14 protein-coding genes are annotated in these 11741 nt (G+C 62.0%); 3 read left to right on the top strand and 11 right to left on the bottom strand.

Translation table 11 applies throughout. The features are described from left to right. Positions 1 to 581: 581 nt before the first annotated feature. The 11 genes from AC1RQB_RS20825 to AC1RQB_RS20875 form a co-directional block, all read right to left on the bottom strand. The gene (locus tag AC1RQB_RS20825; RefSeq protein ID WP_063340239.1) at positions 582 to 2075 is read right to left on the bottom strand and encodes a cytochrome D1 domain-containing protein; all 1494 of its coding nucleotides are present in this window, start codon (positions 2073 to 2075) and stop codon (positions 582 to 584) included. Then, complete coding sequence (cobA, locus tag AC1RQB_RS20830; RefSeq protein ID WP_063340238.1) at positions 2072 to 2911, bottom strand: uroporphyrinogen-III C-methyltransferase; 840 nt, start codon at positions 2909 to 2911, stop codon at positions 2072 to 2074. Before cobA ends, AC1RQB_RS20825 begins: the two co-directional genes overlap by 4 nt. A 70-nt stretch (positions 2912 to 2981) precedes the next feature. Beyond that, the gene (gene nirJ / locus AC1RQB_RS20835; RefSeq protein ID WP_063340237.1) at positions 2982 to 4160 is read right to left on the bottom strand and encodes a heme d1 biosynthesis radical SAM protein NirJ; all 1179 of its coding nucleotides are present in this window, start codon (positions 4158 to 4160) and stop codon (positions 2982 to 2984) included. Positions 4161 to 4358: 198 nt separating this feature from the next. After that, entirely contained in the window at positions 4359 to 4874 is a 516-nt protein-coding gene (gene ahbB / locus AC1RQB_RS20840; RefSeq protein ID WP_063340236.1) for a siroheme decarboxylase subunit beta, read from the bottom strand. Continuing rightward, positions 4849 to 5292: an Lrp/AsnC family transcriptional regulator gene (locus AC1RQB_RS20845; RefSeq protein ID WP_063340235.1), complete on the bottom strand. Its 444-nt coding sequence runs from the start codon at positions 5290 to 5292 to the stop codon at positions 4849 to 4851. Before AC1RQB_RS20845 ends, ahbB (AC1RQB_RS20840) begins: the two co-directional genes overlap by 26 nt. Next, entirely contained in the window at positions 5285 to 5800 is a 516-nt protein-coding gene (gene ahbB / locus AC1RQB_RS20850; protein ID WP_063340234.1) for a siroheme decarboxylase subunit beta, read from the bottom strand. Before ahbB (AC1RQB_RS20850) ends, AC1RQB_RS20845 begins: the two co-directional genes overlap by 8 nt. Further along, the gene (locus AC1RQB_RS20855; RefSeq protein WP_063340233.1) at positions 5797 to 6255 is read right to left on the bottom strand and encodes an Lrp/AsnC family transcriptional regulator; all 459 of its coding nucleotides are present in this window, start codon (positions 6253 to 6255) and stop codon (positions 5797 to 5799) included. The genes ahbB (AC1RQB_RS20850) and AC1RQB_RS20855 overlap by 4 nt, the downstream gene beginning before the upstream one ends. 1 nt (position 6256) lies before the next feature. Then, positions 6257 to 7435: a cytochrome D1 domain-containing protein gene (locus AC1RQB_RS20860; RefSeq protein ID WP_063340232.1), complete on the bottom strand. Its 1179-nt coding sequence runs from the start codon at positions 7433 to 7435 to the stop codon at positions 6257 to 6259. Next, entirely contained in the window at positions 7432 to 7758 is a 327-nt protein-coding gene (locus AC1RQB_RS20865) for a c-type cytochrome (RefSeq protein WP_063340231.1), read from the bottom strand. The genes AC1RQB_RS20860 and AC1RQB_RS20865 overlap by 4 nt, the downstream gene beginning before the upstream one ends. Positions 7759 to 7774: 16 nt before the next feature. Then, on the bottom strand, positions 7775 to 8089 hold the full coding sequence (locus AC1RQB_RS20870; protein ID WP_063340230.1) for a c-type cytochrome: 315 nt from the start codon (positions 8087 to 8089) through the stop codon (positions 7775 to 7777). Positions 8090 to 8113: 24 nt separating this feature from the next. Further along, positions 8114 to 9805: a cytochrome D1 domain-containing protein gene (locus AC1RQB_RS20875; protein ID WP_063340229.1), complete on the bottom strand. Its 1692-nt coding sequence runs from the start codon at positions 9803 to 9805 to the stop codon at positions 8114 to 8116. A gap of 199 nt (positions 9806 to 10004) precedes the next feature. Between AC1RQB_RS20875 and AC1RQB_RS20880 the strand changes: the two genes are divergently transcribed. Genes AC1RQB_RS20880 through AC1RQB_RS20890 form a run of 3 tightly spaced genes read left to right on the top strand, consistent with a single transcriptional unit; the run spans position 10005 to position 11636 of the window. After that, entirely contained in the window at positions 10005 to 10796 is a 792-nt protein-coding gene (locus tag AC1RQB_RS20880; protein WP_063340228.1) for a CbbQ/NirQ/NorQ/GpvN family protein, read from the top strand. Then, positions 10780 to 11367, top strand: a complete 588-nt coding sequence (locus AC1RQB_RS20885; RefSeq protein WP_063340227.1) for a cytochrome c oxidase subunit 3 — start codon at positions 10780 to 10782, stop codon at positions 11365 to 11367. Before AC1RQB_RS20880 ends, AC1RQB_RS20885 begins: the two co-directional genes overlap by 17 nt. 11 nt (positions 11368 to 11378) lie before the next feature. After that, entirely contained in the window at positions 11379 to 11636 is a 258-nt protein-coding gene (locus AC1RQB_RS20890) for a cytochrome C oxidase subunit IV family protein (RefSeq protein ID WP_063340226.1), read from the top strand. Positions 11637 to 11741 lie beyond the last annotated feature (105 nt).

Raw genomic sequence — 11741 nt, forward strand, 5'->3', positions numbered from 1 at the left:
AGCCAAAGCCAAAGCAAAGCAAAGCAAAGCAAGATCAACAGCAGTCAGCGCCTACCCACTGATCGTTCCCATGCTCCGCGTGGGAATGCCGCCGGGGACGCTCTGCGTCCCGCTGTCGACGCAAGGCTTGAGTCCTGCGCACTGGTGACGCGGAGCGTCACGGGATGCATTCCCACGCGGAGCGTGGGAACGATCAATATGAACGATCAAGTCAGCGAAGCGCGCCCGCTTGATGCCCAGGTCGGCCCAGAGGCCGCCTCGCTTTTGCTGTTGCGGTAGTCGCCCCCTCACGCCCTGAGCCTGTCCGTCAACCTGTGGCTACCTCCATCGGCATGGATGCCGGGTTAGCCGCGCACGGCCATGGATGGCCGATCGCGGCGGGCCCACGGAGCAGGACCGGAGCGAGGGCATGGCGAGCCTAAGCGAGGCACCGAACGAAAGGGGCAAAAGCGCTTTGGTTACTTTCGCGCTTTTTCGAAAGTGACTCGCTGTAAAAGCGAAACCAATAGCAGCCGTTACCGCAGAAACGGATATAAACCCAAGCCCAAGCCCAAGCCCAAGCCCAAGCCCAAGCCCAAGCCCTAATGCGAAGTCCCCTCCACAAACTCAATCTTGTTCCCCACGTTATATTTACCCGACGGCTTGTTCATCGGCAGTCGCTTGATCTCCTTAAGGGTGTTGCTGTCATACACAATCAGCGCGCCATCGGTGGCCCAGATACTCAGCAACAAATAGCGGCCATCGCGAGTGAACTCGACGTGGGCAGCCGTCTTGCCGGGCATCGGGCGCAAGGTGTGGGCGACTTCCAGGGTTTGTTTGTCGATCAGGTGGATCGCATCGTTGTCCGGCCCGAAGAACACGTCGGTCCAGGCATACCGCGAGTTGACGTGGCTGCGCATGAAGAAGCCCGGCCCCAGGGTCGGAATTTCCTTGATCAGTTTCCAGGTCTTGAAGTCGATGACCGAGATCAGTCCCTTGCTGATGTTCGGCGTGGCGAACACCCACTCACCGTTACGTTTCCAGTAGGTCCCCGACCCAAGATGCGGCATGCCCGGCAGCGGTATGTCGGTGACCACCTTGCCACTGTCGAGGTCGATCACCTGGCCGCCCTTGGCCTTGCGCGAGGTGGCCAGCAGTTGCTTGTAGTCCGGTGAAAAGGAAAAATCGTCCAGCACATCTTCGGCCTTGATACGACGCGGTTCGAAGTCCGGTGTGCCGGCGCTCGACAACTCCCAGACTTCCTTCACATCCTTGAGTGCCACGATGAAACTGTCCCGTGGCGGCGCGGTGTAGACCGCGCTGACCCGTGACGCGGTGCCGTCCTGGCCGATCGCCGGGATGGTTTTGACCAGCGACAGATCGCGGGCATCGAGTATTACCAGATTGCCCGGCAGATAGTTACCCACCAGCACCCAGCGACCATCCTTGCTCACCGCCAGATTGCGGGTATTGAGCCCGGCGCGGACCTCGGCGATCAGCTTCAGGTTGTGCAAGTCATACAGGCTGACCCAGCCATCGCGTGAGGCGACGTAGACGAAGCGTCCATCCGGCGAGAACTTCGGTCCGCCATGCACCGCAAAGTGCGAAGCAAACCGTGCCAGCACTTCGAAGCGATCGCCGTCGAGGATATCGATGTGATGATCGCCGGCTTCCACTACCACAAACAGGTTCAGCGGATCGGCGCCATGTTGTGGCGTGTCGGGCAGTTTACTGATGTCGGCGAGGATGGAATGACTGCCGCGAATGTCGTCGTTATTCCAGGTGGGTGGGGTGGCGGGTGGTTGTTGAAGGAAGCTCACCAGCGCATCGATCTGCGCGGGATTGAACACGTTGGCATACCCGGTCATCTGACTCGCGGGGCGACCATTCTGGATGACACTGCGGATTTCATCGGGTTTGATCCGGCTCAGACTCTCCGGCAGCAAGGCCGGCCCCGTACCGCCGAAACGGTTGGCGCCATGGCAGCGCTGGCAATGTTGTTGGTAGAGGTCGGCGGCCGCGTCGGAGGATGGAAGCGCTGCACCGGCATGGACTGCACCGATCCATAACAATGGGGCAAGCAGCATGCGCCTCATATCGCCACCTTGCCGTGGCGTTGCAGCACCGGAGCGGAGTAAAAGCGCGCCGGGTATTCCTGCTGTTGGGCAGCGAACAGATCGACCACTTTGCCGATCACCGTCAGCGTCGGAATGCCCGGTGGGCAATCCAGCGCCAGGGTCGGCAACTGGTGCAGCTTGCCTCGGGCGACGTGCTGGTCGGGACGCGCGCCATTGCTGATCAGCGCCGCCGGTGTATCGGCGGCCATTCCGGCTTCGATCAGGCGCTGGGCAATAATCCCGAGGTTCGATAACCCCATGTAAAACACCAGGGTCTGGCTGCTGTCGGCGAGGCTGCTCCAGGGCAATTGCAACTCACCATCGCGCTGCAAATGCCCGGTGATGAAGCGGCAGGAGTTGACCAGGTCCCGGTGGGTCAGCGGAATGCCGGCATAAGCGCTGCACCCGGAAGCGGCGGTGATGCCCGGGACCACCTGGCAGTCAATGTTGCGTTGCAGCAGATACTCCAGCTCCTCGGCGCCACGGCCGAATATGAACGGGTCGCCTCCCTTGAGCCGGACCACCCGCTGCCCCGAATCGGCGAGGCCGGCGAGCAGTTCGTTGATCTGTTCCTGGGGCAGGCTGTGGCAGCCGCTGGCCTTGCCGACGTAATGCCGGGCGCAAGTGAGGGGGATCAACGTCAGCAGCTCGGGGCTGATCAGGCGGTCGTAAACCACGGCGTCGGCCTGCATCAACAGGCTCCAGGCACGCAGGGTCAGCAAGCGTGGATCACCGGGGCCGGCGCCGACCAGGGCCACTTCGCCCGGTCTGAACGGGGACGCAAGTGCGGCCGGTAAAACAATCGATGGGTGCATGGGACGTCCTTGGTTCTTCATCAGGTGGGCCGGCCCCATCCTTTGCCAGATGGCTCGCCAGGCGGGTGCTTCAGTGCATGACGCAAGGGATGGTGATTAATGGCGGCATACCGATTTCTTCATCACTGAGGTGACAACCGGGGTCCTGGCCCCAGAGGTCGCCTTCGGCCCAGGCACGGGTGCGGGTATTGCCGTTGCAGATGTTCAGCCAGCGGCATTGGCCACAACGGCCACCGACGACGCGCGGATGCACACGCAGCTGCTGCAACAAGGCGTCCGGCTGGTCCAGCCAGAGCGTGCGAAACGGCGTGTGCCGGACGTTGCCTACCGAGTGCTGCCACCAGTAGGTGTCGGGATGCACTTCGCCGGTGTTGTCGATGTTGGCGATGCCGCTGCCCGACGCGTTGCCGCCCCAGGCCCGGAGCATGTGTTCCAGGCGCGGGTAATGTTCGGGCAGATGCAGGCCCACCCATTGCAGCAAGAGAATCGCGTCGGCGTCGTTGTTGCCGCTGACAAAATCGCTGTCGCGACCCTGCTCGATGTCTTCCCAGGCCTGTTCGAAGATCAGCGTCATCGCTTCGCGGCTCATCTGTTGCCGGGCGTCGAGCTTGCGGCTGCGTTTGCCGCGACCGCTGTAGTTGAGGTGCGACAGATAAAACTTCTGCACGTCGTACTCGCGCATCAGCGCCAGTAATTGCGGCAATTGTTGATGGTTCTCTTGGGTCAGGGTAGTGCGCAGGCCGACGCGAATACCCTGCTCACGACAGAGGCGGATCGCCCGCATGGAACTGGCGAAGCTGCCCTTGAGTTGGCGGAATGCATCATGGGTGGCTTCCAGGCCATCGATGCTGATCCCGACATAGTCGAAATTCGCCGCGCGGATTTGCGTGATGTTCTGCTCATCGATCAGCGTGCCGTTGGTGGACAACGCGACAAAGAAACCCTTGGTGCGGGCGTAGGCGCTGAGCACAAACAGATCGTCGCGCAACAGCGGTTCACCGCCGGAAAGAATCAGCACCTTCACCCCGGCGTCGTGCAGGTCGTCGATCACGGTCAGTGCGGCGGACGTATCCAGTTCATCGCGAAAGACGCTGTCGGCGGACGTGGCGTAGCAGTGTTTGCAGGTCAGGTTGCAGCGCCTGAGCAGGTTCCAGATCACCACCGGCGGCCGGTTGCTGCCCGGTGGGCTGGTTCTGGGGGCAGGCGCCTGGCCGGCCAGGGCGCGCAGGTATTGGCTGATCCTCAACATGCAAATCTCCTTGAGTCGGGGTGTGTTCTGCGCGAAGCGGGTGGTAAACGCAAACCTGATGCCCGTAGCAGCTGCCGAGCTTGCGAGGCTGCGTTCGGCTGCGCAGCAGTCGTAAAACCTGTGTGCGTGATGTGTCTGACATACCGCACTGCCTGATTTAACGACTGCTGCGCAGCCGAACGCAGGCTTCGCCAGCTGCTACACGGTATGCGTCGAACTGGCCGGCACTACGCGCAAACCGGTTTTCTTCAGGATTCGGCTGCTCACCAGCATCTCGTCGGCGGCGCAGGCGTCGCCCAGCAAGTAGCGCAGGTGTTCGCGGTAGCTGTCGATTTCCTCGCGGCTGCGGCCGTGGACCATGGCGAACAGGTTGTAGCGCCACGCGGTTCGTCGCGGGCGCCGATAGCAGTGGCTGACAAAAGGCTGCGCCCCGATCAATGCGCCAAGTCGCGGCATGTCCGTGTCGTGCACATCCCAGACTGTCATGCCGTTGTAGCGATAGCCCAGGCGATAGTGGTTGGGGACGGCGGCGATGCGCCGGATGGCGCCCTCGGCCTGCAAGCGCTTGAGCAAATCCAGGGTGGATTCGATGCTCAGCTCCAGCTGTTCGGCGAGCCAGGCCCACGGGTCGTCCAGCAACGGCAGGCCGGTCTGGGTCAGCTCGATCAGACGCCGAGCGAGGGGGGCTTCAGACCGGGAAGTACAGGCCGACATGGTAGGTCTCCTCTTTGGGCAAGTTGAGCAGCGGCAGGCCGGTCAGGTTTTCGATGTGCTGCAGGGTCTCGGCGATACCTTGTTCGGTCGGGCAACCGAGCACGAACCACATGTTCCAGGCGTGTTCGCGTCGGTAGTTGTGCGCCACTTCAGGCAGGGCCTGCAGTTGCTCGGCGACGTCTTCAAAGCGCTCTTCCGGCACCGCCAGCGCAGCGAGGGTGAAGGCGCCGCCGAGGCGTTCGATGTCGAACATCGGGCCGAAGCGCGTGAGCATGCCGTCTTCCAGCAATTCATGGAGGCGGTCGAGCAGTTCGGTACTGCTGCTCTCCAGTTCGGCGGCCAGTGCCTGCCACGGGTGGCGCACCAGCGGCAGGCCCAGTTGCAGGCGGTTGATCAGCCGACGGTCGAGGTCATCCATGGGTGGGGGCTCCGGTTGGTGAGGGGGTAAAGCGTCCGCCGCACTGTTTGAACGCGTGAGTGCTGAACAGCAATTGGTGGGGCAGGTCGCTCAGCAGGTGTTCTTCCAGCAACGCCTGGATCTGCGCTTCGACCCGCTCACGTTGGCGCCCATGAACCATGCAAAAGAGGTTGTAGCGCCACTGCGGCAGGCGCCGCGGCCGTTGGTAGCAGAGGGTAATGCCGTGCGCCCGGCCCAGGCGCTGGCCGACTTCGTCGATCAGCGCGTCCGGAACATCCAGCACCAGCATGGCGTTGGCGGTAAAACCCAGCGCGCGATGGTTGAGCACCAGGCCGACCCGGCGAAACAGCCCTTGCTCGTGCCACTGGTGCATTTGCGCGAGTACCTGGTTTTCGTCGGCGTCTATCCGTTCGGCGAGGATCTGATAGGGGCGCGATACCAGCGGCAATCCGCCTTCCAGATGCCGACGCAGCGCCAGTGCCTGTTTGGGACTCAACCCCGGTGTCATGAGCTTTCTCCCAGGGCAAAACCGAGGTCGATGCGGTAAGCGGTCAACATCGGCAGATCCAGCGGCATGAGGCCGGTGTCTTTCTCAAGTTGTTCGAGAACGCGTTCGATGTGTTGGCGATCAGGACCGGTCAGCACAAACCACAGGTTGTAGAAATGTTCCCGCGCGTAGTTATGGTTGACCTCGGGATACTGGCTGACGTGCTCGGCGACCTGTTGCAAGCGTTCGGCGGGCACGGCGAGGGCGGCGAGGGTGCTGGCCCCGGCGCGACTGTGTTCGAACACCGGGCCGATCCGTGAGAGGGTGCCGGCCTGATCCATTTCTTCCAGGCAAGCCATCACCTGGGCTACGCGACAACCGAGAATCCGCGCCATCTCCTTGTAAGGCTCCGCGCACAGCGGCATGCCGTGCTGGAAGCGGTCGATCAGTTGGCGGCTGAGCAGGTCGAGGTTCATTTCAATAGCCCATTTTTTGCGCGCGACTGCTGAAGAAGATGCCGCTCGGCGCGGTGGCGGGAAGGGTGTTCAGCTGTTTCAGGCTGTACGGATCCCAGACCTGAACCTGATCGCCATCGCGTAACGACAGCCACAACTGATCGCCGCGAGCGGTGAATTCCATGTGCAGCACCGCCGGCCCTGGCCGCAGATCGGCGACCACGGCATGGGTTTCGCTGTCGATGACCTGTACTCGATCGTTGTCCGGGTAGGCGAAATTGACCCACAGCTGCCGACCGTCCGGCCGCGACGTGACGAACACCGGTTGGCCAGCCACCGGGATGGCAGCGGTCTGCTTCCACGTGCGCGAATCCATCACCAGCACCTGATGCCGGCCGACGGCGGGCACGAAGGCCTGGTGATCGGCGACGGCCCAGCCCTCCAGATGCGGCATTTTGTAGACGGGCAATTTCGCCTGGCCGCGTCCGTAATCACCGAGCACTCGCTGCACCCCGCGCTCCGGATGCCAAAGGTCGAGTTGCGCCATGCCGTCTTCGCCGAACAGTCCCGCCATGTAATAGCGACCATCCGGGGTCACCAACGCGTCGTAGGGTTGCTGGCCGATGTCGGTGAAACGGCTGATTTGCGGCGTGTTGCCCTGACTGAAATCGGCGGTCCAGATCTCGCCGGTATCGAACAGGCTGAACACAAAACGTTGCCCCGGCGCGTCGACCAGGCCGACCACCCGTGAGCGCTTGCTGCCATCGGCCAGGGGCGTGGCCGGAATATCGGCTACCAATTGCAGGGTTTCGGCATCGAATACCTTGACCCCGCCGGGCACGTAGTTGGACACGGCGATGAGTTTGCCGTCCTGACTGATCGCGCCGCCGATGCTGTTGCCGCCCTGTATCAGCCGTTGATCGATGCGTTGGGTCAGCAGGTCGATCTTGCTCAGCCCGCCGTCGCGGCCGAACACATAGGCATAACGCTGGTCGCGGGAAAACACCACCGAGGCATGGGACAGATCGCCCAAACCCTCGAGTCGGACCAGTGCCGTGCGGGTGTCGCTTTCGATGATTTGCACGCTGCCGGTGGCGCGCTCCACCACCACGCCCAGATCGCCGGTGCCACGCAACGGTGGTTGAACACACGCGGACAACAACAGCCCGGTCGCCGCTAAAAGCAGGGTTGAACGGATCATGGTGCGGGATATCCCTGGAGAAGAAGATCGACCAGCCAACGGATGTCATCCGGGCTGAGCAGCGGGGCCCAACCGGGCATCGCGGTGCCGGGCCGGCCTTGGCTGACGGTGGCTATCAGGCTGTCCCTGGACTTGCCCGCCAGCGTTGCGCGGGTCAGGTCGGGACCCAGCCCGCCGGTCATGTGCAGTCCGTGGCAGGCGCCGCAGTCCTGGGCCAGCAGGTGTTCGAGTTGTGCCTGACGCTTGGCGTCGGGCGCGGCAACCGCAGTTGCGCAAATGAGGAGGAGGGCCGCCAGAATCGTAGCGTGTCGATAAACCTTCATGACGCCCTCCAGTTGGCTATTTGAGACTCAGGACCCAGGTTGCAAGTGTCTTCGCTTCTTCATCCGTCACCGGGTTGGCCGGCATTGGCATCGGGCCCCAGTTGCCTTGCGTGCCGTTCTTGATGTGGCTGGCCAGGGTGTCCACGGCCCCGGCCACGCCCGCATTCTTGGCCGCGACATCCTTGAGCGCCGGGCCGACCAGCTTGGTGTCGATGGAATGGCAGGCGGCGCAGGGTTTGCTCTTGAACAGCTCCTGGCCGTCTTGGGCCATGGCCGGCTGCACGCTCAGCGCAGCGGTCAGGGCGAACAGTGAAAACAGAGTATTTTTCATGAGGATTCCTTGCATTGATGGAGCTCAATAGATGTCATGTTGGGTGTTGTAGACGTTGAATTTTCCGGTGGGTGTGATCAGTCGTTTGTCCTTTATGACTGATTTGAGCTTCAGCGTTTTGTCGTCGATCACTACCAGCGCCGATTCCTCCGACTGACCGCTCCACACGGAGAACCAGACTTCATCGCCGGCCTTGTTGTATTCCGGCTGTACCACCCGCATCGCGCCTTGCTTGATGCCGGCGTACTCGGCGATGGGCAGCACGGTGTAGCCGGCGTCGAGTTTGTCGATGTTGAACACCGCCACCGACTGGCTCAGCTTGGCGTCGGGGTTGAGGGTGGTGTCGACATACAGGTGACGGGAATCAGGGTGGGTTTTGATAAACAGCGATCCGCCGCCCTGGCCCTTGAGTGAGGCGACCTGTTTCCAGGCGAATTGCGGGTGTTTGACCGGGTCGGTACCGATCAGGGAAATGCCGTCATCACCGAGGTGGCTGGTGGCCCAGACTGGCCCATAAGTCGGATGGTTGAAGTTGGCGCCGCGCCCCGGGTGAGGGGTTTTGCCGACCTCCACCAAAGCTGCCAACTTGCGATCTTTGGAGTCGATCACGGCGACTTTGTTGGAGTTGTTGGCGGCGGTCATGAAGTAGCGGTGCGTGCTGTCCCAACCGCCGTCATGCAGGAAGGGCGAAGCATCGATGTAGGTGATGGTGAGGTTTTTGATGTCCTGGTAATTGACCAGCATGACCTTGCCGGTTTCCTTGACGTTGACGATGAACTCCGGCCATTCATGGGAGGCGATGATCGCCGCGACCCGGGGTTCAGGGTGATATTCCTGCTTGTCGACGGTCATGCCACGGGTCGAGACGATCTGTTTGGGCTCCAGGGTTTCGCCATCCATGATGGTGAATTGCGGCGGCCAATAGGAGCCGGCGATCGTGTATTTGTCTTCGTAGCCCTTGAACTTGGAGGTCTCCACCGAACGCGCCTCGATGCCCACTTTGACTTCGGCGACCTTGGTCGGCTCCACCGGCCACAGGTCGATCATGTCGATCCGCGCGTCTCGACCAATCACCAGCAGGTAGCGACCGGAGGCGGAAATCCGCGAGATGTGCACCGCATAACCGGTCTCGATCAGCTTGACGATTTTCTTGCTGTCACCGTCGATCAGGGCAATCTTGCCGTCATCGCGCAACGTCACCGAAAACAGGTTCGGCAGGTTGAGTTTGCTCAATTGCTTCTTCGGACGATCCTCAGGCTTGACCAGCACTTTCCAGGTTTTCAGCGTCTCGGCCATGCCCCATTCAGGCGGCGTCGGCGGCGCGTGCTGAATGAACTTGGCCATTGACGTGATCTGATCCTTGGTCAGCGCATTGGACGTCCCCCAGTTCGGCATGCCCGCCGGTGAACCGTAGGTAATCAACGCCTCCAGAAACGGTTGCCCGCGGGACTGGGTGATGTCCGGTGTCAGTGGCTTGCCGGTGGCACCTTTGCGCAGAACGCCGTGACAGCCGGCGCAACGCTGGAAGTAAATTTCCTTGGAAGAGTCGAACTCGGCCTGACTCATGTCGGGCGCTCCGGCGGATTTGACCATCAGCGGGCTGGCCGCAGCGGCAGCGGGCTCGTTGGCCCGGGCCGCATGAGTCACCGCAAGGGCCAGCGCCGAACACAATGTGGCGACAGTCAGAGCAAACGTTTTTCTATTGCTGATCAGCATTCCATTTCTCCTCAGGCAAGACCTTTGCGATGTGCTGAAACGGCAGCGCAGAACGCAGGTTCTTAGTGCCGTGCAAGGCTATGCCCGAGCAGGCCAATGCTCGCTTGACCGCGATCAAGTTTGCCGGCCATGTCACTTGCCAGGTTGTCGCAGGGGCCCGTAGCGTGTGGCTTGAATCCGCTTTTGGAACAGACAGCCCATGGACCGAATCCAGTCTTGCGAACCCTTCTATCAACCGCTCAATAATGAGGAGGCGCTGTTCGAGCAAGCCTGGCGACACGGCATGCCGGTGCTGATCAAAGGCCCGACCGGATGCGGCAAGACCCGCTTTGTCCAGCACATGGCCCATCGGCTGAAACTGCCGCTGTACACCGTGGCTTGCCATGACGATCTGAGCGCCGCCGACCTGATCGGCCGTCATTTGATCGGTGCCCAAGGCACCTGGTGGCAGGACGGGCCACTGACCCGCGCGGTACGTGAAGGTGGCATTTGTTATCTGGACGAAGTGGTCGAAGCGCGTCAGGACACGGTGGTGGTGTTGCATCCACTGGCCGATGACCGTCGCGAGTTGTTCCTGGAGCGCACCGGCGAAGTGCTGCAGGCGCCACCGTCATTCATGCTGGTGGTGTCGTACAACCCCGGCTACCAGAACCTGCTCAAAGGCATGAAACCCAGCACCCGACAACGCTTCGTGGCGATGCGTTTCGGCTATCCGCCGGTGGCCGATGAAGAGCGCATTGTCACCCGGGAAGCGCAGGTGGACAGCGCGCTGGCGGCGCAAGTGGTCAGGCTGGGACAGGCACTGCGCCGGCTCGATCAGCATGATCTGGAGGAGGTCGCCTCGACGCGACTGCTGATTTTTACCGCGCGAATGATCCGCTCCGGCATGAGCCCGCGTGAGGCGTGCATGGCCTGCCTGGCCGAGCCGCTGAGCGATGATCCGCTGACGGTTGCGGCGCTGATGGACGTGGTTGATGTCCACTTCGGCTGAGGCCAGACGCGTTGCGCCGGGGCACTTGCCAGGCGATCTGGCGATGTGGTTTTTCATTCTGGCCGAGCTGTCGGTGTTCGCCATCCTGATTCTGGCGTTCGCCGTGACCCAGGCACTCAAACCGCAGCTGTTCGGTGAAAGCCGTCTGTTGCTGAACACGTCTACCGGTTTGGCGATGACCCTGAGCTTGCTCACCGCCGGCCTGTTCGCCGCGCTCGCTCAAGAGCAAGTCAAGCGCTCTCGGTCTCGCTACGGCGCTGTCTATTTGCTGGCAGCCTTGCTCGCGGCCAGTGTCTACGTGGTGTTGAAGATCACGGAATACCGACACTTGCTGGCCTCGGGGCTGGGCATGGAGCACAACACGTTTTTCACCCTCTACTGGATCCTCACCGGTTTTCATTTTCTCCATGTACTGCTCGGCATGGTCATCCTCGGATGGCTGGCCGAGCGTTGCCGTCGTGGCCGGTACAACGCCGCCAACCGCAGCGGGCTTGAATCGGGGGTGCTGTATTGGCACATGGTCGATCTGATTTGGGTCGTGCTGTTTCCGCTGGTCTACGTTCTGAATTGACGGAGGTTCTGATGTCGGCTTCCAGGTTTTTGCTGGTCTGCTGGGCAGCGCTGGCCACGTTAAGCGTGTGCACGGTGGTGCTGGCACAGATGGGCGCGACGTGGCGGCTGTCGGTGGCCATTTTGCTGGTGGCGGTTGGCAAGGCCTGGTTGATTGCCGATGGCTTTATGGAAATGCGCCATGCCCCGCGATTGTGGCGGCGGTTGATGGTGAGCTGGGGGGTGGTGTTGGCTGCCGTTGTAGGGCTGACGCTGGTGTTGTTCCGCTGAAGGAATACAGCCCGTAAAACAGCGCGATTCCAATGTGGGAGCGGGGGGGGGGGGGGGGGGGGGGGGGGGGGGGGGGGGGGGGGGGGGGGGGGGGGGGGGGGGGGG

Source organism: Pseudomonas sp. GW822-FHT02E03, from assembly GCF_058802325.1.